The 24,228-nt window shown below is 61.6% G+C and carries 22 protein-coding genes; 8 read left to right on the top strand and 14 right to left on the bottom strand.

Features of this window, described 5'->3' with window-relative positions:
- Positions 1-111: 111 nt before the first annotated feature.
- The 3 genes from NAV32_RS09565 to mmsB are packed head-to-tail and all read right to left on the bottom strand — an operon-like array spanning position 112 to position 3,227.
- The gene (locus NAV32_RS09565; protein ID WP_256052564.1) at positions 112-1,263 is read right to left on the bottom strand and encodes an acyl-CoA dehydrogenase family protein; all 1,152 of its coding nucleotides are present in this window, start codon (positions 1,261-1,263) and stop codon (positions 112-114) included.
- A gap of 15 nt (positions 1,264-1,278) precedes the next feature.
- Complete coding sequence (locus NAV32_RS09560) at positions 1,279-2,334, bottom strand: enoyl-CoA hydratase/isomerase family protein (protein WP_256052563.1); 1,056 nt, start codon at positions 2,332-2,334, stop codon at positions 1,279-1,281.
- A gap of 2 nt (positions 2,335-2,336) precedes the next feature.
- A complete protein-coding gene (gene mmsB, locus NAV32_RS09555; RefSeq protein WP_256052562.1) occupies positions 2,337-3,227 on the bottom strand; it encodes a 3-hydroxyisobutyrate dehydrogenase in 891 nt (296 codons plus the stop codon).
- Positions 3,228-3,429: 202 nt separating this feature from the next.
- Between mmsB and NAV32_RS09550 the strand changes: the two genes are divergently transcribed.
- Positions 3,430-4,197: an SDR family NAD(P)-dependent oxidoreductase gene (locus tag NAV32_RS09550; protein WP_256052561.1), complete on the top strand. Its 768-nt coding sequence runs from the start codon at positions 3,430-3,432 to the stop codon at positions 4,195-4,197.
- Positions 4,198-4,275: 78 nt separating this feature from the next.
- Here NAV32_RS09550 and NAV32_RS09545 read toward each other — a convergent pair whose 3' ends face one another.
- On the bottom strand, positions 4,276-4,548 hold the full coding sequence (locus NAV32_RS09545) for an HU family DNA-binding protein (protein ID WP_256052560.1): 273 nt from the start codon (positions 4,546-4,548) through the stop codon (positions 4,276-4,278).
- Positions 4,549-4,851: 303 nt separating this feature from the next.
- Here NAV32_RS09545 and NAV32_RS09540 point away from each other — a divergent pair, with 303 nt between their 5' ends.
- From NAV32_RS09540 to NAV32_RS09530, 3 genes are read left to right on the top strand one after another with little or no spacing between them, the layout of a single operon-like run.
- Positions 4,852-5,286, top strand: a complete 435-nt coding sequence (locus NAV32_RS09540; protein WP_256052559.1) for a YeeE/YedE family protein — start codon at positions 4,852-4,854, stop codon at positions 5,284-5,286.
- A gap of 4 nt (positions 5,287-5,290) precedes the next feature.
- The gene (locus NAV32_RS09535; protein ID WP_256052558.1) at positions 5,291-5,710 is read left to right on the top strand and encodes a DUF6691 family protein; all 420 of its coding nucleotides are present in this window, start codon (positions 5,291-5,293) and stop codon (positions 5,708-5,710) included.
- A gap of 16 nt (positions 5,711-5,726) precedes the next feature.
- Positions 5,727-5,918, top strand: coding sequence for a YgaP family membrane protein (locus tag NAV32_RS09530; RefSeq protein ID WP_256052557.1), 192 nt, complete (start codon positions 5,727-5,729; stop codon positions 5,916-5,918).
- A gap of 43 nt (positions 5,919-5,961) precedes the next feature.
- Here the strand turns inward: NAV32_RS09530 and NAV32_RS09525 are convergent, their stop codons facing one another.
- From NAV32_RS09525 to NAV32_RS09510, 4 genes are all read right to left on the bottom strand, one after another.
- The gene (locus tag NAV32_RS09525; protein WP_256052556.1) at positions 5,962-6,342 is read right to left on the bottom strand and encodes a rhodanese-like domain-containing protein; all 381 of its coding nucleotides are present in this window, start codon (positions 6,340-6,342) and stop codon (positions 5,962-5,964) included.
- The gene (locus NAV32_RS09520; RefSeq protein WP_256052555.1) at positions 6,339-8,123 is read right to left on the bottom strand and encodes a SulP family inorganic anion transporter; all 1,785 of its coding nucleotides are present in this window, start codon (positions 8,121-8,123) and stop codon (positions 6,339-6,341) included. The genes NAV32_RS09525 and NAV32_RS09520 overlap by 4 nt, the downstream gene beginning before the upstream one ends.
- Positions 8,124-8,148: 25 nt before the next feature.
- Complete coding sequence (locus tag NAV32_RS09515) at positions 8,149-9,012, bottom strand: MBL fold metallo-hydrolase (RefSeq protein ID WP_256052554.1); 864 nt, start codon at positions 9,010-9,012, stop codon at positions 8,149-8,151.
- A 120-nt stretch (positions 9,013-9,132) separates the two neighbouring features.
- The gene (locus tag NAV32_RS09510; protein WP_256052553.1) at positions 9,133-9,966 is read right to left on the bottom strand and encodes a TlpA family protein disulfide reductase; all 834 of its coding nucleotides are present in this window, start codon (positions 9,964-9,966) and stop codon (positions 9,133-9,135) included.
- Positions 9,967-10,155: 189 nt separating this feature from the next.
- On the opposite strand from NAV32_RS09510, the gene NAV32_RS09505 reads away from it, so the two are divergent.
- The gene (locus NAV32_RS09505; RefSeq protein ID WP_256052552.1) at positions 10,156-10,533 is read left to right on the top strand and encodes a DUF6746 family protein; all 378 of its coding nucleotides are present in this window, start codon (positions 10,156-10,158) and stop codon (positions 10,531-10,533) included.
- A gap of 23 nt (positions 10,534-10,556) precedes the next feature.
- On the opposite strand, the gene NAV32_RS09500 is transcribed toward NAV32_RS09505, so the two are convergent.
- On the bottom strand, positions 10,557-12,146 hold the full coding sequence (locus NAV32_RS09500; protein ID WP_256052551.1) for an ABC-F family ATPase: 1,590 nt from the start codon (positions 12,144-12,146) through the stop codon (positions 10,557-10,559).
- A 182-nt stretch (positions 12,147-12,328) separates the two neighbouring features.
- Between NAV32_RS09500 and zapE the strand changes: the two genes are divergently transcribed.
- A complete protein-coding gene (zapE, locus tag NAV32_RS09495) occupies positions 12,329-13,468 on the top strand; it encodes a cell division protein ZapE (RefSeq protein WP_256052550.1) in 1,140 nt (379 codons plus the stop codon).
- On the opposite strand, the gene NAV32_RS09490 is transcribed toward zapE, so the two are convergent.
- The 4 genes from NAV32_RS09490 to xthA all read right to left on the bottom strand — a co-directional run bounded on the left by NAV32_RS09490 (position 13,456) and on the right by xthA (position 17,098).
- Complete coding sequence (locus tag NAV32_RS09490) at positions 13,456-13,734, bottom strand: peptidylprolyl isomerase (RefSeq protein WP_256052549.1); 279 nt, start codon at positions 13,732-13,734, stop codon at positions 13,456-13,458. The two genes, zapE and NAV32_RS09490, sit on opposite strands and share 13 nt — an antisense overlap.
- Before the next feature lie 77 nt (positions 13,735-13,811).
- The gene (locus NAV32_RS09485) at positions 13,812-14,720 is read right to left on the bottom strand and encodes a LysR family transcriptional regulator (RefSeq protein ID WP_256052548.1); all 909 of its coding nucleotides are present in this window, start codon (positions 14,718-14,720) and stop codon (positions 13,812-13,814) included.
- A gap of 122 nt (positions 14,721-14,842) precedes the next feature.
- The gene (locus tag NAV32_RS09480) at positions 14,843-16,213 is read right to left on the bottom strand and encodes a substrate-binding domain-containing protein (RefSeq protein ID WP_256052547.1); all 1,371 of its coding nucleotides are present in this window, start codon (positions 16,211-16,213) and stop codon (positions 14,843-14,845) included.
- A gap of 72 nt (positions 16,214-16,285) precedes the next feature.
- Positions 16,286-17,098, bottom strand: a complete 813-nt coding sequence (gene xthA / locus NAV32_RS09475; RefSeq protein ID WP_256052546.1) for an exodeoxyribonuclease III — start codon at positions 17,096-17,098, stop codon at positions 16,286-16,288.
- A 183-nt stretch (positions 17,099-17,281) separates the two neighbouring features.
- Between xthA and NAV32_RS09470 the strand changes: the two genes are divergently transcribed.
- Together NAV32_RS09470 and NAV32_RS09465 are read left to right on the top strand one after the other, a co-directional pair.
- Entirely contained in the window at positions 17,282-19,003 is a 1,722-nt protein-coding gene (locus tag NAV32_RS09470) for an autotransporter assembly complex protein TamA (RefSeq protein ID WP_256052605.1), read from the top strand.
- A gap of 8 nt (positions 19,004-19,011) precedes the next feature.
- On the top strand, positions 19,012-22,689 hold the full coding sequence (locus NAV32_RS09465; protein ID WP_256052604.1) for a translocation/assembly module TamB domain-containing protein: 3,678 nt from the start codon (positions 19,012-19,014) through the stop codon (positions 22,687-22,689).
- 2 nt (positions 22,690-22,691) lie between these two features.
- Here the strand turns inward: NAV32_RS09465 and murJ are convergent, their stop codons facing one another.
- Entirely contained in the window at positions 22,692-24,158 is a 1,467-nt protein-coding gene (gene murJ / locus NAV32_RS09460) for a murein biosynthesis integral membrane protein MurJ (protein ID WP_256052545.1), read from the bottom strand.
- Positions 24,159-24,228 lie beyond the last annotated feature (70 nt).

Below are 24,228 nucleotides of genomic sequence, written 5' to 3'. Positions count from 1 at the left end.
GCGGACTGTAAAGTCCGCCCTTTTTGCGTTCGTGGATGTCGATTTTTGCATCCGCCGCAGCGCCGCTCCGTGGTGATTCATCCAGCATCCGCCACCTTCACATCTGCACAATTACAGGTCGTATTTGCTCAGCTCACGGGCGATCAGCAACCGCTGGATCTCGCTGGTGCCTTCGTAGATCTGGGTGATGCGCGCATCACGGTAGTAACGCTCAACGGGGTAGTCCTCCAGATAGCCGTAGCCGCCGTGGATCTGTATGGCCCTGGAGCAGACGTATTCGGCTGTTTCGGAAGCGAACAGCTTGGCCTGGGATGCTTCGGACAGGCAGGGCAACTCGGCGCTGCGCAAGCGTGCGGCATGCAGAATCAGCAGCCGCGCGGCGTTGAGCCGGGTATGCATGTCGGCAAGCATGTTGGACACGCTCTGATGTTCGATGATGGGTTTGTCGAACTGGACGCGCTCACGGGCGTAACCCAGCGCCGTCTCGAATGCCGCACGGGCAATGCCCAGCGCCTGGGCGCCGATGCCGATGCGGCCGCCCTCCAGGTTCGACAGGGCGATGGCCAGGCCCTTGCCGCGAGGTCCGAGCAGGTTTGCTGCGGGGATGCGGCAGTTGTTCAGGGTCACCGCGCATGTATCTGAAGCGCGTAGGCCCATCTTTTTCTCCAGACGATCAACGCAGAAGCCGGGGTTGTCGGTGGGTACCAGAAAGGCCGACAGGCCCTTCTTGCCCAGTTCGGGGTCGGTGACGGCGAAAACGATGGCGATCTTTGCGCGTTTAGCGTTGCTGACGAACTGCTTGGCGCCGTTGATCACCCATTCGCCGTTTTCCAGCACGGCGCGAGTGCGCAGGTTGTGCGCCTCGGAACCGGCCTGGGGTTCGGTCAGGGCGAAGCAGCCGATGGCGCGACCCGTGGCGAGCGCGGGCAGCCACAGGTCTTGCTGTTCGGTGGTGCCGTATTTGAGGATCGGCGCGCAGCCGACCGAACTGTGCACGCTCATCAGCGCACCGAGGGCCCCATCACCGGCAGAGATTTCCTCGACAGCCAGCGCATAGGCGACGTAATCGACGTAGCTGCCGCCCCAGCGCTCGGGCACGATCATGCCGAGCAGTCCGAGTTCGCCCATTTGCGCCACGCTCTGGTCGTCGATCCAGCCGGCTTTGGCCCAGGCCTGGGCGTTGGGCGCAACCTCGGCTCGGGCGAAATCGCGCGCCAGGTCGCGGATCATGCGCTGCTCTTCGGTGAGTTCGAGGTCGTGCATGGGGCGCTCCTGGGTTCAGATGCCGGCGAAGAAAGCGGCGATACGCTGTGGTGTCACTTCGGCGAGCGTAGGCGGATTCCAGCGCGGGTTCTTGTCCTTGTCGACGATCAGCGCACGCACGCCTTCGATGATGTCGCCATGATCGAACCATTGATGGTCCAGGTGCAGCTCCATGGCGAAGCACTCGGCAAGGGACAGCTCGCGCCCGCGTCGGAGCATTTCCAGGGTGACGCTGACGGCCAGTGGAGAACGGCTGTCGATGGTGTTCAGGGTTTCGACAGCCCAGTTGCGGTACTCGGGTCGCTGTTCCGCTGCAAGGGACTCACGGATCGCCGGGATGCTGGCGTGGGAGAAGTGCTGCTCGATGGCCGGCTCCAGAACTTTGAACGATGCTTCCGGCAGTTCACGGGTCGCCAGCGAGGCGAGCAGTCCGGTGAGGGTTTCGCGAGCCGGGAGGTGCCAGTCTTGCAGGTCGAGTTGCTGCTGAAGTTCGGCGAAGCGCTCATGGGGCACACAGTGGTCGGCAAGCCCGGCGTACAGGGCATCGGCGGCGTCCACATGATTGCCGGTCACGCCCATGTAAATACCCAGATTGTTCGGCAGGCGTGACAGAAAATAGCTGCCGCCGACGTCAGGGAAATAGCCGATGCCGACTTCCGGCATGCCCATGCGCGTGCGCTCGGAAATCACCCGCAGCGAGGCGCCCTGGACCAGGCCCATGCCGCCGCCGAGGACGTAGCCATTCATCAACGCCAGCAGTGGCTTGCTGTAGGCGTGGATGTACTGGTCCAGCGCGTATTCCTGCTCGAAGAACGCCCAGCGCAGGTTGTCGTCGTTCTTGTGGCTGTCGTACAGCATGCGAATGTCACCGCCGGCACAGAAGGCTTTTTCACCGGCGGCACGCAGGATCACGGCGACAATCTCCGGCTCGTCAGCCCAGGCCTGTAACTGGCGATGAAGGATGTGCACCATCGGCAGCGTCACGGCGTTCAGCCCGGCGGGGCGGTTGAGGGTGAGGTAGCCGACGTGGTTGCGAACTTCGATCAGTACTGGTGCTTCGGTTTGGGACATGCTCAGTGTTCCTGACGGTAGAGTTTGATGATTGCAGAGAAGTCCAGTGCTCCGTTGCCCTGCAGGCTGAAGGCCTGGTAGAGCTGCTGCGCGAGTGCACCGAGGATAACCGGCTGGCGCACCTGTTTGGCTGCTTCGCTGGCCAGGCCCAGGTCCTTGAGCATCAGATCGCTGCCGAAACCGCCGCTGTAGCCGCGTGAGGCCGGGCTGTTTTCCACAACGTCAGGGAAGGGGTTGTAGATTTCCGAACTCCAGCAGCGCCCGCTGGACGCATTGATCACACCTGCCAGCACGTTGGCGTCCATGCCCAGGGCGACGCCCAGCGACATGGCTTCGGCCACGCCGATCATGGAAATGCCCAGCAGCAGGTTGTTGGCGACTTTTGCCACCTGGCCGTTGCCGCTATCACCGCAATGGACAATGTTTGTGCCCATCGCCGCGAGAATCGGCTCGGCCTGATGAAAGTCCGCCTCACTGCCGCCAACCATAAAGGTCAGGGTGCCGGCTGCCGCGCCCGCTGTACCGCCGGATACGGGTGCATCAAGCATCGGGTTGCCTTGTCTGGCCGCCGCCGCGGCGACTTCGCGGGCGGTCATGGGGTCGATGGTGGATGAGTCGATCAGCAGCACACCCGGCGGAACATGGGCCAGTAGTCCGTCATTGTCGAGATAGACCTGTCGTACCTGTGCGCCCGCCGGCAGCATGGTGATGATCAGGTCGACGCCCGACTGGGCGATGGCAGCCGGGGACTCGCTTTGCTGCGCGCCGGCTTCCAGCAGACCGGCAAGTGCTGTGGTGGAAAGGTCGTAGACGCTGAGTCGATGCCCGGCCTTGAGCAGGTTGCGAGCCATGGGCCCGCCCATGTTGCCGAGTCCGATAAAGCCGATATGCATGGATATTTCCTGTTTTTTTCAGGGTGTGTCGTTGTTCTGAGCCTAGCAGGCCGCAGAGTAGCGGGTCGCCGGGAAGCGGAAGTCTCTCGATGGCGGGTGACTGGGGCGAAACCACTCGAAATTTTCGCCCTGACGGCGGACCATAGCCTGCCGACAGACAACTGCGATGCCTCTACGGGCATCGACATTCGAGAGGATATGCATGAACAGCAAGGTCGTTTTCATCACTGGCGCCACGTCCGGATTTGGCCGTGCAACGGCACGCCGTTTTGCCGAGGCCGGATGGTCGCTGGTGCTGACGGGCCGCCGTTTCGAGCGGTTGGAAGTGCTGAAACTGGAGCTTGAAACCAAAGTGCCGGTGCACATTGCCAGCCTTGACGTACGCCGTATCGAAGCGGTGAAAGAGGTGATTGCACAGTTGCCCGGGGATTTTCGTCAGGTGACCTGTCTGGTCAATAACGCTGGCCTGGCATTAGCGCCGGAACCGGCGCAGCAGACCGACCTGAACGATTGGCACACCATGATCGACACCAATATCACCGGGCTGGTCAATGTCACCCATACGCTGTTGCCAACGCTGATCGAAACCGGCAAGGGCGCCAGCATCATCAATATCGGCTCGGTCGCAGGCTGCTGGCCCTATCCGGGTAGCCATGTCTATGGCGCGAGCAAGGCGTTCGTGCAGCAGTTCAGCTACAACCTGCGCTGCGACTTGGTAGCAACCGGCGTGCGGGTTACCGATATCGCGCCTGGGCTGGCGGAGACGGAGTTCACCCTGGTGCGCAACAAGGGCGATCAGGCTGCATCCGATGCGCTGTACAGGACCACTACTCCACTGACTGCAGAAGATATCGCCGAGCAGATTTTCTATGTCGCCAGCTTGCCGGCGCATATCAATATCAATCGGCTGGAAATCATGCCGTCGCGGCAGGCTTGGGCGGGTTTTGCGGTTGATCGCGACAAGACGTGACGCGACAAGAGGGGAGGCGGGGAGAGGGTGTGGGTCAGGCCCTGCGCTCATGTGAGCGGCAGCGCCTGACCCGCGGAATCAGTTCACTGCATCCTTGAGTGTCTTGCCTGGCTTGAAGCCCGGCAGCTTTGCGGCGGCAATCTTGATGGTGGCGCCAGTCTGCGGGTTGCGACCGTCGCGCGCGGCGCGCTCCTTGACGGCAAATGTGCCGAAGCCGACCAGCGTAACGCTGTCACCATTCTGCAGGGTGTTGGTGACGCTTTCGGTAAAGGCATCGAGTACGCGGGTAGCGGTGGTTTTCGGAATATCCGCAGAGGCGGCAATCGCTTCAATCAACTCGGCTTTGTTCACAGGTATGGCTCCAGATTGGATGGGGTGGTCAGTATAAGCAGCGTCTTGCTTCATCGCCTGCGGCAAATTCCCTCTTTTGCAAAAAATAACGACTCCAGCCTCTGATATCTGTGGCGCGTGCGAGGGCTGCAAGCGCGATAGAACGGATGCGCTTCAGCTCTGGACAGTCCATCCCGGTGCGGGTTCAGCGGTTACCGAAAACAGCCTTTTTGATTTTCAGCCTGCTGTGGGGTTACGAAATATACAGGGTGGGGTATATTTGCATTGCAAATCATACGGGTTGTTTTGCGAAGAGGCGCGCTGATGACGATTGACTGGATGAATTTCACCCCCTGGACCGCGTTGGCCGGTGGTGTCCTGATCGGCCTTTCTGCCGGTTTTTTCGCTGCATGCAATGGCCGTATCGCCGGTATCAGCGGCCTGCTGGCCAGCCTTGTGGAGAAGGGTGCCGAAGGGCGACTCGAAAAGGGCTTGTTCATTCTGGGCGTGCTGCTGACGCCGCTGCTCTGGTCATTTTTCGCTGACCTGCCCACAGCCACTTTTGATAATGGCTGGCTGTCGCTGCTGCTTGCCGGGTTGCTGGTTGGCGTTGGTACTCGGTACGGCGCGGGTTGTACCAGTGGCCATGGTGTCTGTGGTCTTTCCCGGCTTTCGCCGCGTTCACTGGTGGCTACCCTGGCGTTCATGGCGGCAGGGTTTGCCACGGTGTTCGTTCTGCGTCACGTCATTGGAGGTTGAGTAGATGCGTCAGTTGACTGCCTTGATTGCCGGATTGGTGTTTGGCGTTGGCCTGCTGCTGTCCGGCATGGCCAACCCGGCAAAGGTTAAGGGTTTTCTTGATCTGGCCGGCGCCTGGGACCCTTCGCTGGCGCTGGTGATGGCCGGCGCCATAGGTGCTGCCATTCTGCCCATGAGCTGGGCGAAGCGTCAGTCACGTTCACTGCTGGATGCGCCCATGCGGCTTCCGCAGAGGCGCGATATCGATCGGCGCCTGATCGGCGGCGGACTGTTGTTCGGTATCGGCTGGGGCATCGCTGGCATTTGTCCCGGCCCTGCAGTGGCCATGCTGCTCAGCGGGTACTGGCAGGTTCCGCTGTTCGTGATTGCCCTGGTCGCCGGCATGTTTCTGTTCTCCGCGCTGGAGTCCCGGCGCGCACCATGACCTGGAGGTCAGTCAGATGAAAAGCAATATCGGAACCCTTGATCGCACCCTGCGGATCATCGTTGGCCTGATCCTGATCGGACTGTCGCTGGCGGGCGTTATCGGCGTCTGGGGCTGGATCGGCCTGCTGCCCATCGCCACCGGCGTCTTCCGTTTCTGTCCGGCGTATCGCCTGCTGGGGATCAGCAGCTGCAAGCTGCGTAACTGACAAGTGGGTTTCGGCAGCCGGGCTTGATCCGGCTGCCAATGGCTCAGTCGAAACTGGGCATCTGTGGGTGAACAACCGGCAGACCGTTCTCGACCCAGGCATCGAAGCCCCCGGCTATCGAGCAGACTGCGAAATAGCCCATTTCCTTCAGTGAGGCCGCTGCCAGGGCGGCACGACCGCTGGTCTTGCAATAGAGGACGATCCGCGTGTCGCGCGGGTTGAGTTCCGGCATTGCGGCAAGCCTGAACTCAAGCAGGCCGCGCGGAATGTTCAGGGCACCACCGATATGGCCGGCGCGGTATTCGTCGGCCTCACGTACATCAATCAGCACATCTGCTTCATTGATGGCTGCCGGCGCATTTGCCGGTGTGATTTCAGTGATCTGCGAGCGGGCCTGCTCGACGAGGTCATGTGCGCTTTTCATGAGTCCCTCTCTTGAGATGGTGTCTGCGAAGGCTGGCACGCTGCGCTCTCAAGTGCCAGGCGTGTGGTATCGGGATCAAGGGCTTTCAGCGCATCGAACTGGCTGAAAAATACCTGCCCACCGAACTGCTGAAGAAAGTCCGAGTTCTTCAGCCTGTCCATCACAGGTCCCTTTACTTCCGAAAGATGCAACTGAACGCCACTGTCCCGCAGCCGTTCGCTGATGGTTTCCAGGCTTTCCAGGGCGCTGGTGTCGATCAGATTGATGCCGGGACACATCAGCACCAGATGTTCGGCTGCCGGATGCTGGCTGATCAGTTTGGCAATGCGGTCCTCGAGAAAGCGCGCATTGGGGAAATACAGGCTCTCATCCACACGTACCGACAGCACCTTGCGGCTTTCGAACACGGCGTAGCGCTCGACATTGCGAAAGTGCTCGCTGCCCGGTACCTGTCCGACCACGGCCACGTGGGGCTGACTGGTGCGCCAGAGAAACAGCAGCAGCGACAGGCCAGCACCGAGCAGAATGCCTGCTTCGACCCCGATCAGCAGTACGCCGAGCATGCTTACCGCCATGGCCGCACCATCCTGACGGGAATAGCGCCAGGTACGCCCTAGCACGCCGAGGTCCACCAGGCTCAGCACGGCAATGATGATGGTTGCGGCCAGTACGGCGTGCGGCAGGTCATGCAGCAGCGGCGTGAAGAACAGCGCGGTAATGGCGATGCCGACAGCAGCAATAGCTCCGGCCATGGGCGTTTGTGCGCCGGCATCGAAGTTCACCACAGAGCGGGAGAAGCCTCCGGTGACCGGCAGGCCGCCACTGAGCGCCGCTGCAATATTGGCGCTGCCCAGTGCGATCAGTTCCTGGTTGGGCTCGATGCGCTCGCGGCGTTTGGCGGCCAGGGTCTGGCCCACCGATACCGATTCGACGAAACCCACAAGGCTGAGCAGCAGGGCAGCGGGCAGCAATTGCTGGAGCAGGTCGAGGTCCAGTGTCGGCAAACTGATGGATGGCAGGCCCTGGGGCACGATACCCACGACCTGCACGCCGGCAGTGGTCAGATCCAGTGCGCTGACGAGCATTATCGAGGCCAGCAACGCCACGATCGGGCCGATCTTGCCGAGACTGTCGGCATACCGTGGCGCCAGCCCCAGCGCGCCCAGCCAGCTGCTCAGATGACGTCGCGACAGATAGAGAAACAGCAGGCTGGCTCCACCGATGGCGAGTGTCGGCAGGTGTGTCTGTGGCAGCCCCTGCAGCAGCCTGAACAACAGCACCGCGGCATTATCGCCTTCCACGCGAATGCCAAGGATATGCTTGAGCTGGCTCAGGGCGATGAGTATGGCCGAGGCGCTGATAAAACCGGAAATCACCGGATGGCTGAGGAAGTTTGCCAAAAAGCCCAGGCGCAACAGCGCCATCGCCAGCAGCAGAACCCCGGACAGCAAGGCCAGCACCAGTGCTGCTCCGGCATATTCAGCACTGCCGGCGACAAACAGCGGCCCCAGCGCAGCGGCTGTCATCAACGAGATCACCGCCACCGGGCCGACCGATAGCGTGCGACTGGTGCCGAACAGGGTGTAGGCGATCAGCGGCAAAATGCTGGCATACAACCCGGTGATTGCCGGCAGCCCCGCCAGCAAGGCGTAGGCGAGGCTCTGCGGGATCAGCATCAGGGTGACGATCACCGCCGCCAGGCTGTCGCGGCTTGCCGCGTGGCGGTCATAGGTCACGGCCCATTGCAGGCAGGGCAGGTAGTGTGCCAGTCGGGATTTCATCGAAGGAGGGGATTCGCTGTCATGGTTACAGCCGGTTAAGTGGGATCTTCAGGTATTGCACGCCGTTGGCTTCGGCTGGTGGCAGCTCACCTGCGCGCATGTTGACCTGCACCGAAGGCAGGATCAGCGCCGGCATGTCGAGTGTGGCATCGCGGGCAGTGCGCATGGCGACGAATTCGTCTTCGCTGATGCCGTTATGGATATGGATATTGTCCCGCCGTGATGCGCCTATCGTGGTTTCGTAATGATGTTCATCGCGTCCGGGTGCGAGGTAATCGTGGCACAGAAACACGCGTGTTTCGTCCGGCAATTCGAACAGTTTGCGGATCGATCGATACAGGGTGCGCGCATCGCCTCCGGGAAAGTCGCAGCGCGCGGTGCCGTAATCGGGCATGAACAGGGTGTCGCCGACGAAGAGCGCGTCGCCGATCAGGTAACTCATGCAGGCCGGCGTATGGCCGGGTGTATGGATGGCGCGCGCTGGCAGATTGCCGACCTGAAAGGCTTCACCATCGCTGAAGAGTTGGTCGAATTGGCTGCCATCGGTGGCGAAACCATCTTCTGCATGGAACAGTGTGCCGAAGACTTCCTGCACCTGGGTGATGTGGTTGCCGATGGCGAGCGTGCCGCCAAGCCGTTCCTGGAGCCAAGGTGCGGCGCTGAGGTGATCGGCGTGTACGTGGGTTTCGAGAATCCACTGTACGCTCAGGTCGTGCTGACAGACATGCGCGGCCAGTCTCTCGGCGCTGTGCAATGCGGTCCGACCGGATGCCGGATCGTAGTCCAGCACCGTGTCGATCAGCGCGCACTGACGGGTAGCCGGATCGCTGACCACATAACTCCAGGTTGAAGTGTTGGGGTCGAAAAAGGCTTCGATGCAGGCTTTCATCTGGCTGGGCTCCTGTGTCTGTCCATACCCTTAGGGGTATTTTGGGAATGCTAGCCCAGCGGCGCGTTGAAGACTACCAATGAGTTGTTATTTGGCTTCTATGCTTAGTTTTTTTGGTTATTAGCGCGGTTGTTGACCATGAACGAGTGGGGCGGGTTGCAGGGCTTTCAGAGCCTGAGACAGGCTGGCGCGCGACAGTTCACCCAGATGGGCGCCCACTTGCCGGCCTTGAGCATCATAGAACAGCGTTGTCGGCAGGGCCTGTGAACCGACGTGCTGGCCGAGCCGGCCGCCGCTGTCGATCAGCAGATTGCGCAGATCGAGGCCGCTGCCCTGCAGGAAGCGTTCAATTTCACCTTCCCCCTCGCCCTGGTTGACGAACAGGAAGACAAATTCATCGTGGTTTTCCTGGGCTTCAGCCAGTACCGGCATTTCCCGTCGGCAGGGCGGACACCAGGTGGCCCAGAGGTTGATCACCAACGGCTTGCCGGTGTAGTCCTCCAGGTTGACCGGTGCACCTGAAATGTCACGCAGCGCCATTTCCGGCAGGCGCGTGCCCTGTTCGAAGGCGTGCCAGCCAAGGTTGGTAAAACCCCAGCTGAGCACGCCCACGGCCAGCGCAGCGGCCAATGGCTTGCGCAGATCAGCGTTGCGCCAGAGCAGCCAGCCACCGGCCAGCAGCGCAGCGAGGATGCCGGGCCAGGGGATAAAGCCGCCGTCACGGATATCCAGCATGCCCCACCAGTTGTCGCTGAATGCCTCGAAATACACCGCCACGAAGGCCAGTCGCGCCACCACCAGAGCCAGCAGTAGAAGACGAAACACCTGCCGCTCGGGATTTTGCTGGCGCCGCCGCCCCACCCACCAGCCAGTCAGCATCGCCAGAAGCAGGCTGACCACCAGCAACAGCTGCGGTATGCCAAGCACCAGTGGGCCAATATTCAGGGTGAGCATCGTCGTGTTCCTTCATGGCTGCCTGTCGGGACGGACGGGCACTTTACCTTGCACGAGACGGTGGCGTGTGGCGGGTGGGTCGCAGGATGTTGCGACATTGGGACGCGCTTTGTATCAGTGTGTTTGATTGCGAATAGTTTTCATTGGCGCTATGTTTTCCGCACCTTATCAATGACCAAGAGAACATCAATGCAGACTTCATTTCGCCTGATCACAGGGGCTATTGTCCTCGTCCTGAGTACCGCCAGCTGGGCTGAGAGTCCCCGGCCGGCTCACTATAAGGGCGAGCCTTCAGCAAGCACGCAGCAGGCGACCGTCAACCTGAACGAATACAACCCCAAGCTTGAAGCGATCCTGGCCAAGGATGAGCTGACAGCGATGGACATGCATGAGATCCACCAGCTGACTTATACCCTGGAGAATGCGTTACAGAGAATCCAGGCTGATCTGGAAACCACCGCAGCATTGCTGGAAGAGGTGCATATTGCGTCCGAGACGGACAAGCCTGAAGTCGTCAAGACTCGCGGCAAGGCTTATCTGGAAGGTGCCCGCGCGCTGGTCAAATAGACCGGAACGCGCGGACGAAGGGATCAGACCAGCACGCCCTGGCTGCGCAGGTAATCATCGTAGGTGCCGCTGAAGTCGGTCACACCCGAATCGGACAATTCGATGATGCGCGTGGCCAGGGAGCTGACGAACTCGCGGTCATGGCTGACGAAAATCAGCGTGCCCGGATAATTTTCCAGCGCCAGGTTCAGCGCTTCGATGGACTCCATGTCCAGGTGGTTGGTCGGTTCGTCCATCACCAGCACATTGGGTTTTTGCAGGATCAGTTTGCCGAACAGCATACGGCCCTGCTCGCCACCGGAAATCACCCGGACCGATTTCAGAATCTCGTCATTGGAAAACAGCATGCGTCCCAGCGTGCCACGCACCAGTTGCTCGCCGCCCTGGGTCCAGCGGCCCATCCAGTCGAACAGGGTCATGTCGTCTTCAAAGTCGTCCGCATGATCCTGCGCGTAATAGCCGACTTCCGCGCTTTCGGTCCATTTCACCGAGCCGGTATCCGGCTTGAGTTCGCCCACCAGGGTGCGTAGCAGGGTGGTCTTGCCGATGCCGTTGGGGCCGATGATGGCGACGCGCTCGCCGGCTTCCACGGTAAAGCTGAAGTTCTTGAACAGCGGCTTGCCATCGAAGCCCTTGGCCATGTTTTCCACCGTCACGGCCTGGCGATGCAGCTTCTTGGTCTGTTCGAAGCGAATGAAGGGACTGATACGGCTGGACGGCTTGACTTCATCGAGCTGGATCTTGTCGATCAGCTTGGCGCGCGACGTGGCCTGTTTGGCTTTCGAGGCGTTGGCCGAGAAGCGGCTGACGAAGGTCTGCAACTCGGCGATCTGCGCTTTCTTCTTGGCGTTGTCCGACAGCAGACGCTCGCGACTCTGGGTGGCAGCCGTCATGTATTCGTCGTAGTTGCCAGGGAACAGGCGCAGCTCGCCATAATCCAGGTCAGCCATATGGGTGCAGACCGAGTTCAGGAAGTGGCGGTCGTGGGAAATGATGATCATGGTGCTGTTGCGCACCGTGAGAATGCTTTCCAACCAGCGGATGGTGTTGATGTCCAGGTGGTTGGTCGGCTCGTCCAGCAGCAGCACTTCCGGGTCGGAGAACAGCGCTTGCGCCAGCAATACGCGCAGCTTCCAGCCTGGCGCCACTTCGCTCATCAGGCCGAAATGCTGTTCCAGCGGAATGCCCAGGCCCAGCAGCAGCTCGCCGGCTCGGGATTCGGCCGTGTAACCGTCCAGCTCGGCGAACTCGGTTTCCAGCTCGGCTACCGCCATGCCGTCCTCTTCACTCATTTCCGGCAACGAATAGATGCGTTCGCGCTCGGCTTTGACCTTCCACAGTTCCTCATGACCCATGATCACGGTGTCGATGACACTGAAGTCCTCGTAGGCGAACTGATCCTGGCGCAGCTTGCCCAGACGCACATTGGGTTCGAGCATGACTTGACCGCCGGACGGCTCGAGATCGCCACCGAGGATCTTCATGAAGGTGGACTTGCCGCAGCCGTTGGCGCCGATCAGGCCGTAGCGATTGCCGTTGCCGAACTTGACGGAAACGTTTTCGAACAGCGGCTTGGCGCCGAACTGCATGGTGATGTTAGCGGTGGAGATCAAGGCATTTTTCCAGGGAAAAGAATGAAACGGCCCGGTAGCGTGTCCAGAGAGAGGTTCGAGCAGGCACGCGGGCTAAAAAGGGCCGCTATTGTAGTGTGCTTGCGTGCCAACTGACAGAGCCGAGGGGCAAGCAGCTGCTGTTCGCGCTACCATCGCGGCTGTCTTTTCAGATGGCCGGTGCCATGAAACACCCGTCTCCGCGTGTGCTTTACCAGCAAGCAGTAGCCCGCGAGGGATTCGTCAGCGATGCAGCGCAGTTGCATGCTGTCGAGTCGTTACAGCGCTGCCATGAAAGCCTGCATCGAATCGGAGGCGACACTGAGCCGGCAGGGGTGTATCTCTGGGGGCCGGTTGGGCGTGGCAAGACCTGGCTGATGGACATGTTTCACGGCAGCCTGAGGGTGCCATCGCGCCGGCAGCATTTTCATCACTTTATGCGCTGGGTGCATATCCGCCTGTTCCAGCTCAATGGCACCGCCGATCCGCTGCAGGCTCTTGCCCGTGAACTGGGTGAGGAGATTCGCGTGCTGTGTTTCGATGAACTGTTCGTTGGGGATATCGGCGATGCGATCATCCTTGGACGCCTGTTCCAGGTCCTGTTCGAGCAGGGTGTAGTCATCGTGGCGACCTCCAATCAGCCGCCGCAGCAGCTGTATGCCGATGGCTTCAATCGTGATCGCTTCATGCCCGCCATTGAGGCCATCGTACGTCATATGCAGGTGGTGAGCGTGGATGGCGGTGCGGATCATCGCCTGCGTCCCGGTGCTGCGCTTCAGCGGTACTGGGTGGCCGACGTGGACAGCGATAACACGGCATTGCAGGCGGCATTCGATGAGCTGGCAGGTGCTGCGTATAGCGCCTCGCCGGTGGTTCTCGGCAGGCGTTCCTTGCAGGTGGCACGTTGCAGCGGATCGGTTATCTGGTGCCGTTTTGCCGACCTGTGCGAGCAACCGTTTTCAGCGCTGGATTTCATCGAGCTGTGCGACCGATTCTCCACGATCATGCTCAGTGAGGTGCCGCAGCTTGGCAGCGCGCCGCGCGAAGGGCGTATCGCCCGCGGCACCGAGGATGCCGCCACGCGGGTGGCAGCAGGGGATCGCGAACTGCCGAAACTGGCTGCGCGGGACGATGCCGTCCGGCGCTTTATCGCGCTGGTGGACGAGTGTTACGACCGCCAGATACCGCTGTATCTGCAGGCGCAGGTGCCACTGGACGAACTTTATACCCAGGGCTATCTGTCATTTGCCTTCCGCCGCACATTGAGCCGGCTGCAGGAGATGCAGCTGCAGCGCTTCGCAATGGCGCACCATCAATCCCGATAGAACACTTGCACCAGGTGATAACCAAACTGGCTCTTCACCGGCCCATGCACCTCGCGTAGCGGTTTTTTGAAGATCACCTGGTCGATGCTGTGCACCATCTGGCCGGGGCGTACTTCGCCCAGGTCACCACCGCGCTTGCCGGAAGGGCAGGTCGAGTGTTTCTTCGCCAGCACATCAAAGGCCTCGCCACTGGCGATGCGCTTCTTCAGTTGCGCGGCTTCGGCTTCGGTCTTTACCAGAATATGGCGGGCCATGGCTTTGGGCATTGCAGGTCTCCTCGGATGCGCCGGCCATTGTAGACAATGGCGCGTTGCAGCGCTGCCCTGAGTTCGTTTGCCGAGGCCTACTGCGCCTGCGCGGTGACCTGCTGGGCGATCTCGATCAACTGTTCGCGCATCCAGCGGTTGGCCGGGTCCTGATCGGTGCTTTCGTGCCAATAGATATGGGTTTCCAGTGGAGGGATGTCCACCGGCAGAATGGCCTGGTGCAGGTCGTGGCGAAGGGCGAAGCGCTCCGGCACCGTAACCGCCATATCGGTGTGCGGGATGACTTGCGTTGCCATCATGTAATGCTGTGAGCGCAGGGCGATCCGGCGTTGCAGGCCCATCTTGCCCAGCGCCAGGTCAACCATGCCCAGGCCGCTGCGGCGGCTGGAAATGTGGATGTGCGACAGCGACAGGTATTGCTCGATGCTCAGCTTGTCCTTCGCCAGCGGATGACCGCGGCGCATGGCGCAGATATAGCGGTCCTCCAGCAGCTTGACGTGGCGTACCTGCGGGTCGGTGTTGAGCGGGGCGTCCATGGCGAAGTCCAGCCGTCCGGCTGCCAGTTCCTTGGTGGTTTCCCGGCGCTTGGCCAGCATGCTTTCGATCTTGACGTTTGGCGCCAGGCGGCGCAGACGCTGAAACAGAGGCGGGAAGATCACTGCCTCGGTCAGGTCGGTCATGCTGATGCGGAAGGTCTTGTTCGCCTGCAGCGGGTTGAAGGTACGGCTTTCCTGTACTGACACCCGCAACAGCTGCAATGCATTGCGCACCGGGCCGATGATGTTCTGCGCCATCGGCGTCGGCACCATGCCTTGGGCGGTGCGCACGAACAGGGGGTCATTGAAGGTCTCGCGCAAACGAGCCAGGGCATTGGAGACAGCAGGCTGGGTGATGCCGACTATCTGTCCCGCACGGGTCAGGTTGGCTTCGGTGTAGATGGCGTCGAAGACGATGAACAGATTGAGATCGACCTTGTGCAGGTTCATTTCCGCAGGCACTCCGGCTGGGATATTTGCGTCGATCATATATCGCTTATGAATGAATGTGCACCATGAAAATAGTCTGTGCAAATTATGGTCTGTTCTTGTGGCGACATCTCCTGCAGCGGTCAGTACACCCAGACTTCCACGCGCCTGTTCTTGATACGGCCCATTCCGGTATTGGCCGCTACAGGCAGTCGTGCCCCCAGACCCTCGATTTCCCTGACCAGGATGCCGCCGCGTACCAGCTCACGACGGACTGCCATGGCGCGTAGCTTGGACAGCAATTCGGCCCGTGACGGATCGCTGCGGTCATCGCCAAAACCCACCAGTACGGCCGAACGCATGCTCTTGCCGTTGGCTTTGAGGTAGTCAACCAGCCGCCCGATATCACGCTGGGCCTTGTTGTCCAGCTGTGCGCTGCCTTCGGCGAAACGAAAATTGACGGTCAGGCGCTGCGCTTCGGCGGCCAGCTGTCGATAGGCTGGTGGCAGGTCCGCCTGCGCTGACTGGGTGATCGGAACGATGGTCTGCGCGATGTAGCCGGACGCCTCGACAATGGCCTGGCCGGCGGTGCTGTGAACGAAAGCGAGGTAGTCGCGTGTCCACTGCGATTGCAGGCCGGGGTTGGCATACAAGAACAGGCGTCGCGACAGCGGATAGTCCTCGGTGGCCACCGAGGCGCTGGTAGGCAGCATGGGCAGCGAATCGCCATCGGCAATCGCCAGCGCCCTGGAGTCGCCAATCGAAGCAAGGCCGACGAAACCGATGGCGCCAGGGTGCAGGCTCACGGTGCTGGAAAGCTGATCATTAGATTCGTAACGGGCCGCTGCCGGAGAAAGTGCTTTGCCCTGGGCGCCGAGCACCAGTTCCTTGAAGGTGTCATAGGTGCCCGACTGGTCATCGCGGGCATGTAGTTCAACGGGCAGGTCGCTGCCGCCCAGCTCTCGCCAGTTGCCGATATCGCCGGAAAACAGCCGGGCAACCTGCTCGACGCTGAGCGCTTCGATGGGGTTATCGGGATGGACGATGATCGCCAGGCCGTCGATGGCGATGACCTGTTCGGCACTGGAGTCGCGCAGGTCGCCGAGTGCAGCCAGGCTTTCGTATTCGTTTTGCTTGATGGGTCGCGACGCCGCAGCCAGATCGGCAGAGCCATCCTTGAGTCCCGCAAAGCCAGTACCGGTGCCGTGGGCGGCGACCAGCGCATGAAAGGTGCGGCCGGCGGCATTGCTGGCGATGACGCGCTGCTCGTTTTCGTGCTCGGTCGCCACGATGCGCACCGACTGCAAGCCGCGGGCTTCGAACAGCCCGGCGATCAGCATCGGTGCCAGTTTCGCACCGACCGTATTCGAGCCCTGGATACGCAACACTTCGTTGCTCTTGGTCAGCGCCAGTTCGCTTGCGTTTGCCGCGAGCGAGCCGGCATTCCAGATGCCAATAAAGCCAAGGCACAGCGCCCGGATGCCGATGCTGCGCAAGGTCGCTGAAAGCCTCATCCAGACACTCCCCTGTCAAAGAAGCGGGGAGGTTAGGCGTCTCTGGTTACTGTTATGTGACAGCCACTGCAATCAGCGAAGGTCAATCCAGACCGGGCAATGATCAGAAGGTTTTTCCATGCTGCGGATGTCGTAGTCCATCCCGGCGTCAACGACCCGTTGGTGCAGGCTGGCGGTGGTCAGGATGTAGTCGATGCGCAGACCGCGACGTGGATCATCCTCGAAACCACGGCTGCGGTAGTCGAACCAGCTGAAGCGATCCACGACATCCGGGTTGAGTGTGCGGAAGCTGTCCTGCAGGCCCCAGCCCTTGAGCCGCGCCAGCCACTCGCGCTCTTCCGGCAGAAAGCTGCACTTGCCCGTGCGCAGCCAGCGTTTGGCGTTCGCTTCACCTATGCCGATATCGCAATCCTGGGGCGAGATATTGAAGTCGCCCATAATCGCCACCTGCTGATCCGGGGTGAAGCGTTCTGCCAGCAGGGCCTGCAGGTCGGCATAGAACCGGGTCTTGGCTGGGAATTTGGTGGGATGATCGCGGCTTTCACCCTGGGGAAAATAGCCGTTCATGACGGTCACCGACTGCCCCTGGGCATCGGCGAAGCGTCCCCAGATAAAGCGCTTCTGCGACTCGTCGGTATCACCGGGAAAGCCCTTGTGGACTTCCAGCGGCGCCTGGCGCGACAGCAAGGCAACACCGTAATGGCCTTTCTGACCGTGGTAGTGCACGTGATAACCCAGGGCCTCAATGGCTGCCTGGGGAAACTGCTCGTCGGCGACCTTGGTTTCCTGCAAGCCGATGACGTCCGGCTGGTGCTTTTCGATGATCGCCTCCAGCTGATGAGGCCTTGCCCGCAATCCATTGATATTGAAAGAAACAAGTTTCATCAGTGGCTCTCCGGAAAAAGCGTGATTCTAGCAGTCCTCATGGTCGAGAATTCTCCCAGCTGCCAGCAGTCCAAGCGGTGAATGGCAGCGATGAATCCTTCCCGATGCCTATCTGCATCGTATGCGCCGTTGTTGTCTTACCAGGATTGGGTTTATGCCGTGCTAGCATTCCGCGCCATGCGTATCTCTTTCATGGGCCGATTCGTAACGGCCGGCCTTGCCCTGCTTGTTGCATCATCTGCTTTCGCTGCGCGGCTGGAGGTGAATATCGAGCCCTCCAGCCGCGCCTTGCGCGAGAACGTGGAAAACCATATCGGTGATCTGGGTGACCGAGACGAGCGCGAATTGCTGCGTTACAGCCGCATCGCCCGACAGCAGGCGGAAAAGGCCATGCAGGCGCTGGGTTACTACAACGCCACAATTGAAACCGAAGTGCTGGGGGGCGACGAGCCCCGGCTGGTGCTGCGTATTGCGCGCGGTGAACCGGTGCGATTGCGCGCCATCAATGTGAGGGTAGATGGGCCGGCGGCGCAGCTGAGCGCCTTTGAGGTCCCGCGCGATATGCTCAAGAGTGGCGCCGTGCTCAATCATGGCCGCTATGAGGGGGTCAAGCAGCGTATCCTCAACCAGGCTTCGCGCTACGGTTTTTTCGATGGCCGCTTCGCCTACCAGCGCCTGGCCATCGATCCGGTGGAAAATGTTGCCGATGTCGAATTGATCTTCGACAGCGGACCGCGTTACCTGTTGGGCGAGGTGAGTTTCGAGGGTGACTCGCCGTTCGATCCTGATCTCTTGGCGCGCATGGTGCCGTTCGAGACCGGCACGCCTTATGATTCGGAGCGTGTCGCCGAACTCAACCAGGCGATGCAGGCCAGCGGTTATTTTGAAGGTGTTCGCGTGGATGCCAACCCGGCCAATGCCGTGGAACAGCGCATTCCTGTGGTAGTCCAGCTGGCCACGCGAGACCCGCGCACCCTGGGCCTTGGGCTGGGCTTTTCCACCGACGTCGGGCCACGCATGCGTTTTGATTTCCGTCGCCACTGGGTCAACCCGCAGGGCCATAGCTACGGCCTGGAAAGCGAGCTGTCGGCGCCCCGGCAGAATGTTGGCCTCTGGTACGACGTGCCGCTGGATCCTCCGCTTACCGATAAGCTGCGTTTCGCCGGTGGTTATCAATATGAAGAACTGGGCGACAACGACAGCCTCAGCCGACTACTGACCGTCGGGCCCGAATGGCATCGCAAACTGCCCAACGGCTGGCAGCGCGTCTGGTCGCTGAAGTGGCGGCATGAACAATACAACCTGGGCGACGATTCGGGCTTGAGCAACTTGCTGATGCCGGGCATCGCCTACAGCTTCCTGCGCAGCGATAGCCGCATCGACCCCAGCCAGGGCTACCGGCTGGAGTTCGAGCTGGGTGCGGCCAAGGATGGGGTCTTTTCCGATGCCGACCTGATCCATGCCAACGCCATGCTCAAGGGGCTGGTGACGGTGTTCGACCGGCACCGCTTGCTCGGACGCGCGCAGATTGGTGGCAACTGGACCAATGAATACACCAACGTGCCGCCCTCGTTGCGCTACTTCGCGGGTGGCGACCAGAGCGTACGCGGCTACGACTACCAGAGCCTGTCGCCGACCAACTCAGATGGCGACCGCATCGGTGGCCGCTATCAGCTCGCCCTCAGCGCCGAATACCAGTACGAGGTGGTCGAGAAGTGGCGCGTGGCGACCTTCTACGACCAGGGCAACGCCTTCAATTCGCTGGATTTCCCGACGCTCAAGAGCAGCGTGGGCCTGGGGCTGCGCTGGGTGTCGCCAGTAGGGCCGATCCGTATCGACCTGGCCCATCCGCTGGATGGTAACGGCGGTGTGCGCCTGCACTTTTCCATGGGACCTGAACTGTGAGGCGAGGGCTGAGAGTACTTTCCTGGACGCTGGGGCTGCCGCTTGCGCTGGTACTGCTGGTGGTTCTGGCGCTGGGTATGCTGCTGGGCACCTCAGCTGGCGGCAGCTGGGTGCTGGGGCTGGTTCCCGGTTTGCAGGTCGAGCAGTTTCAGGGGCGACTGGGCAGCCGCTGGCAGGCTGAGCGGCTGGTCTGGGAGCAGGATGGCAACCGCGTGGAAGTGGCATCACCCCGGCTGGACTGGTCGCCGCGTTGCCTGCTGCGCATGGCGCTCTGTATCGAGGCGCTGCAGGCAGGTGATATCGACCTGGTATTCCCGCCCGGCAGCGATGAAGCCGGCAGCGAGCCCTTCAGCCTGCCGCAGCTCCAGCTGCCGCTGGAACTGCGCATCGGGCGGATCGAGGTAGGGCGGGTCAGACTGAATGCGGTCGAGCAGGCGCAGACCCTGCAATTGCGGGCTGATTGGCGTCGTGATGGTCTGAATATCCGGGCACTGCAGCTACGCCGCGAAGACCTCACGCTGGACCTCGCCGGACGTTTGCGTCCCGAGGGTGACTGGCCGCTGGAGTTGCGCGGCGATGCAGCAATCCATCTGCCCGAGCTGCCGGCCTGGGCACTGAAAATCGCCGTGGACGGCGAGTTGCGCGAACACCTTGTGCTGGCCGTACAGAGCCGTGGCTATCTAAATGGCGCGCTCAGCGGTCGGGTACGGCCGCTGGAAACCGACCTCCCGGCGAACCTGCGGCTGACTGTGGAGGGCTTCAAGGTCAGCCCTGACCTGCCCGACGCGATGCGCCTGGAACGACTCGAACTCAGCGCCCAGGGCAATCTGGATGATGGTTATCGGCTGGCGGGTGACGGCAGCCTGCAAGGCGAGGGCGGAGCGGTTGCCATCGTGCTGGATGCCTTGCTCGATGCCGCCCAGGTGCGTGTTGATGCGTTGCAGCTGGACGCCGGTCAGGAGCAGCGCATCGATCTGAAGGGACAGCTGGGCTGGACCGAAGGCATTCGAGGTGAAGCCGAGCTGGCCTGGCAGGACTTCCCCTGGTGGCGGCTCTACCCGCAAATGGACGAGCTGCCCGTGGCACTGCACCGCCTGTATGCGCAGGTGCAATATGACGATGGCAACTATCTGGGGCACTTCGATGCGGCATTGACCGGTCCGGCAGGCGACTTCAGCCTGCGCAGCCCGGTCAGCGGCGATCTGGGCATCGTGCATCTGCCCCAGTTGCAGCTGATCGCCGGACAGGGTCAGGCCAGCGGCAATCTCAGCCTGGGCTTCGCCGATGGTATCGACTGGAATACGACGTTGACCCTGAGCGCCTTCGATCCCTCCTACTGGGTGGCCGAATTGCCCGGCCAGCTCGGTGGCACCCTGGCCAGCCGTGGCACCCTGCGCGATGAAGCCTTGCAGGCTGAGGCGCAGCTGGATATCAACGGCGCCCTGCGCAGGCAGCCGCTGCAGCTGCAGCTGGACGCCAGCGGCCAGGATGCCGCCTGGGACGTGCCTCGGCTGGAGTTGCGCCTGGGCGACAACCGCATTAACGGCAGCGGCCGTTGGGCTGAAACACTGCATGCCAACCTGAACCTCGATCTACCCCGTCTGGCGCAGCTCTGGCCGCAGTTGCAAGGGCAGCTGGCGGGCAACCTCGCATTGGCAGGCACGCCGCAGGCACCGCAGGGCAACCTGCAACTCAAAGGCAGCCGCATTGCCATGCAGGACAACCGGATTGAGCGTCTGGAACTGAGTGCTGCACTGGCTGAAGGTCAGCGCGGTCAGCTTCGGCTGAGCGCCGGGAATCTGCAGGCAGGAGACACCGAGCTGGGCGATCTGCAACTGGCTGCCGATGGCACGCCGCAGGCGCACCAGGCCACGATGCAAGTCGAGGGCGGGCTGCTCGACTTGTCACTGGCTGTCGATGGCGGGCTGGGTGGCGATAACTGGCGCGGGCGTCTGCGCAGCGCCGAGCTGCAGGCCGAAGGGCATCAATGGGCGCTGCGCCAGCCGGCATCTCTTGAGCGGCTGGCCAGTGGGCAGCTTACAGTCGGGGCCCACTGCTGGGTGAGCGGTCCGGCCAGCCTGTGCGCCGACAATCAGCGCCTGCTGCCCGATCCGCAACTGCGCTATCGCCTGCGTGATTTTCCGCTGCAGTCTCTGGCTGGTTATCTGCCCGACAACCTGCGCTGGTTGGGCGAAGTCAATGCCAATCTCACGCTGGACCTGCCCGCTGCCGGCCCCAGCGGTAACATTCGTGTGGACGCCGGCCCCGGCACGCTGGCACTGCGTGACGGCGAGCAATGGCTGGAATTCCCCTATGCCACCCTGACCCTCAACAGCGAGCTGTTGCCCCAGAGCATCGACAGCCATCTGCGTTTCGAAGGCGGCGAGCTTGGTGCGCTGGAGCTGCGTCTGTCCATCGACCCAAGCAGTGCAGCCAAAGATATCGCCGGAGACTTTCGCCTGAGCGACCTTGACCTGTCGGTGGCGCGACCCTTTGTTTCCGTAGTCGAACGACTCGAAGGCCAGCTCAACGGCAGTGGCCAGCTCTCCGGCTCGCTTCAGCAGCCCTGGATTCGCGGCGAGCTGCGGCTCGACGACGGTGAAGTTGCGGGCAGCGAATTGCCGGTGAGTTTCGAGCAATTGCAGGTTCGTGCGCTGATCGACGGCGAACGGGTACGGATCGACGGAGGGTGGCGCAGCGGTGAGCAGGGCCGCGGTGAAATCGCCGGCACCCTGGACTGGCGTGATGCGCCGGATCTGGATGTCGCCGTGCGTGGCAGCCGCCTGCCAGTGATCGTCGAACCCTATGCAGAACTTGAGATCGAGGCTGATCTGCGCCTGCGCCTGGCCAATGAAAAGCTGGCCGTGAGCGGCAAACTGAGCGTGCCCCGTGGCGAGATCGTCGTGCGTGAACTGCCGCCGTCCACGGTGACGGTTTCCCAGGATGCGCAGATCCTCGGCGAGGAAGCCAAAGAGGCGAGCACGCCGCTGGCGATCCACATGGACATCGATGTCGAGGTCGGTCAGGAGCGCCTGCGCTTTTCCGGTTTTGGCCTTAGCGCCGACCTGGCCGGTCATCTGCATATCGGCGACAACCTCGATGCCCGTGGTGAGCTCAATCTCAACAATGGCCGTTACCGAGCCTATGGCCAGCGTCTGACCATCCGTCGCGCGCAACTGCTGTTCACCGGCGTGCTGACCCAGCCATTCCTGAACATCGAGGCTATCCGCCGCATTGAGGCCGACAATGTCACCGCCGGTCTGCGCGTCACTGGAAGTACCGAGCAGCCTCGGATCGATGTCTTCGCCGAACCGGCCATGAGCCAGGAGCAGGCGCTGGCCTATCTGGTGCTGGGACGTCCACTGGGTGCCGATACCGGGGACAACAATATGCTGGCGCAGGCGGCGCTGGGGCTGGGTTTGGCGGGGAGTGCCTCAATCACCGGCAACGTCGCGCAGCGCCTCGGCATCCAGGATTTCCAGCTCGACACCGAAGGCAGCGGCGGCGACACCAGCGTGGTAGCAAGCGGACGTCTGACAGATCGCCTGACCCTTCGCTACGGCGTCGGCGTATTCGAGCCGGCCAATACCGTTGCGTTGCGCTATCAGCTGACCCGACGCATCTTCCTCGAAGCCGCCAGTGGCTTGGCGAGTTCGCTGGATATCTTCTATCGCCGCAACTTCTGAACTCAGGGTTTTTTCAACGACCAGTAAGCGGGTTTGAACAGGTCGCGCTCACCCAGTAGCAGCACTCCTGCGGCGTATGCGGCCAGCACCAGTGCGATATACAGACACAGCTGAATCAGGCCGTGGGGCATGGGTACCCAGTGCAACACCACGGCAATTGCCGCGCCTGTAACCAGCCAGCGCAGGAGAACGCCAAGCGCCAGGCTGTGGGGGAGCGAGCGGTAGACATACAGCCCCATCAGGACCGCTTGCAGGATCGCACCGCTGGAAAATGCAACGGCCAGCCCCTCCGCCCCGTAGGCGCGATAGAGCAAGGCATCGAGGGCGATGGTCAGCGCGGAGCTGGCCAGCGTGATCATCAGAAACAGGCGTGACCGATTTTGGGCGAGGAGGGCGCGGCCCCAGAGCAGAGCCAGCCCCATCGCGGTAAGGCCCAGCGCATACAGGACCACCAGGGATGCGGTGGCTTCTGTCTGGGCGGCGCCAAACTGACCGCGTTCCAGCAGCACGGATACCACCGATTCAGGGAAGGAACAGAGCACAATCGTGGCCGGAAGCAGAAACAGCAGTGTTGCAAGCAACCCCTTGCGCACGACTGTGGCGTAGCCGTTCAGGTCCCCGTCATTCCAGTTTGCAACGAAGCGCGGAAAAAGCACTGACAGCACCGAGAGTGCATAAAGCGTGAGCGGAATGGTGACGATGCGGAAGGCAAACGACAGCATGGTGATGCTGCCTTCTTCCAGATAGGAGGCAAATATCCGTTCGGCAAGAATGCAGCTCTGCTGCGCACTGGCTGCCAGAAGGACAGGGGCGAAGGCCAGGCTGAAGCTGGCGCCATGCCCGCCAGCCACTGTCTCGGTCTGGCCTCGCAGATAGGCGATGCGGCGATGCTGCACCACGATCAAGCCCAGCTGGGGCAACAGCATGCCGATGAAGATCGCCATGTCGGTGGGTTGGAAAAACAGAATGCCGATGATGGCGCCGGTGTTGAGCAATACCGTGCGGGTCATCGGTAAAAGGAATATTTCATCCATATTGAGTAGCGCGCCCTGGCAGTAAAGCGCTGCCTGAGCCGCGATCAGCAGGGCGCCGGCACAGAACACGAGTTGGCCGGCCTCGATCTGAGCGGTTGTCCAGCCGGGGGCAAGCAGATTGAGAATCCAGTAGCTGCCGACAATGGCGAGGGTGCTGGCCAGGACACCCAGCAGCATGACGCGCCAGTAGAGCCAGCGGCTGACGGCCTCGAACAACGCCTGGGACTGGCTGCGCAATTTTTGCAGGTAGGGAATCATCGCGTCGCGCAGAGCGAGGCCCAGGAAATTCTCGAAGAAGATGGGCAGGATCAGCGCCACGAAGATCAGGTCCGCTTCCCAGCTCAGCCCGAAGGTCTTGGCGATAAACAGGTCTCGCAGAAAACCGAGAAGGAAGCTGGTGATGGCCAGCACCAGGATGATCAGTGATGTGTTCATTCCATTGATCCTGTACAGACCACGGTCGGCGGGCCTGATTGAGTGGCGTATGGCATCGGTGCGATGCGCT

The organism is Stutzerimonas stutzeri (assembly GCF_024448695.1).
GTDB classification, from domain to species: Bacteria; Pseudomonadota; Gammaproteobacteria; order Pseudomonadales; family Pseudomonadaceae; genus Stutzerimonas; species Stutzerimonas stutzeri_T.
The sequence above is the reverse complement of the archived record's forward strand: the minus strand, read 5'-3'. Positions and strand labels throughout refer to the sequence as shown.

What these genes read in the sequence shown, in the direction of transcription:
- zapE (WP_256052550.1), top strand. Translation starts at nt 12,329, where the DNA reads ATGAAACACCCGTCTCCGCGTGTGCTTTACCAGCAAGCAGTAGCCCGC.
- NAV32_RS09490 (WP_256052549.1), bottom strand. Translation starts at nt 13,734, where the DNA reads ATGCCCAAAGCCATGGCCCGCCATATTCTGGTAAAGACCGAAGCCGAA.
- mmsB (WP_256052562.1), bottom strand. Translation starts at nt 3,227, where the DNA reads ATGCATATCGGCTTTATCGGACTCGGCAACATGGGCGGGCCCATGGCT.
- NAV32_RS09515 (WP_256052554.1), bottom strand. Translation starts at nt 9,012, where the DNA reads ATGAAAGCCTGCATCGAAGCCTTTTTCGACCCCAACACTTCAACCTGG.
- NAV32_RS09540 (WP_256052559.1), top strand. Translation starts at nt 4,852, where the DNA reads ATGACGATTGACTGGATGAATTTCACCCCCTGGACCGCGTTGGCCGGT.
- NAV32_RS09550 (WP_256052561.1), top strand. Translation starts at nt 3,430, where the DNA reads ATGAACAGCAAGGTCGTTTTCATCACTGGCGCCACGTCCGGATTTGGC.
- NAV32_RS09530 (WP_256052557.1), top strand. Translation starts at nt 5,727, where the DNA reads ATGAAAAGCAATATCGGAACCCTTGATCGCACCCTGCGGATCATCGTT.
- NAV32_RS09505 (WP_256052552.1), top strand. Translation starts at nt 10,156, where the DNA reads ATGCAGACTTCATTTCGCCTGATCACAGGGGCTATTGTCCTCGTCCTG.
- murJ (WP_256052545.1), bottom strand. Translation starts at nt 24,158, where the DNA reads ATGAACACATCACTGATCATCCTGGTGCTGGCCATCACCAGCTTCCTT.
- xthA (WP_256052546.1), bottom strand. Translation starts at nt 17,098, where the DNA reads ATGAAACTTGTTTCTTTCAATATCAATGGATTGCGGGCAAGGCCTCAT.
- NAV32_RS09565 (WP_256052564.1), bottom strand. Translation starts at nt 1,263, where the DNA reads ATGCACGACCTCGAACTCACCGAAGAGCAGCGCATGATCCGCGACCTG.
- NAV32_RS09510 (WP_256052553.1), bottom strand. Translation starts at nt 9,966, where the DNA reads ATGCTCACCCTGAATATTGGCCCACTGGTGCTTGGCATACCGCAGCTG.
- NAV32_RS09560 (WP_256052563.1), bottom strand. Translation starts at nt 2,334, where the DNA reads ATGTCCCAAACCGAAGCACCAGTACTGATCGAAGTTCGCAACCACGTC.
- NAV32_RS09480 (WP_256052547.1), bottom strand. Translation starts at nt 16,213, where the DNA reads ATGAGGCTTTCAGCGACCTTGCGCAGCATCGGCATCCGGGCGCTGTGC.
- NAV32_RS09485 (WP_256052548.1), bottom strand. Translation starts at nt 14,720, where the DNA reads ATGAACCTGCACAAGGTCGATCTCAATCTGTTCATCGTCTTCGACGCC.
- NAV32_RS09535 (WP_256052558.1), top strand. Translation starts at nt 5,291, where the DNA reads ATGCGTCAGTTGACTGCCTTGATTGCCGGATTGGTGTTTGGCGTTGGC.
- NAV32_RS09520 (WP_256052555.1), bottom strand. Translation starts at nt 8,123, where the DNA reads ATGAAATCCCGACTGGCACACTACCTGCCCTGCCTGCAATGGGCCGTG.
- NAV32_RS09525 (WP_256052556.1), bottom strand. Translation starts at nt 6,342, where the DNA reads ATGAAAAGCGCACATGACCTCGTCGAGCAGGCCCGCTCGCAGATCACT.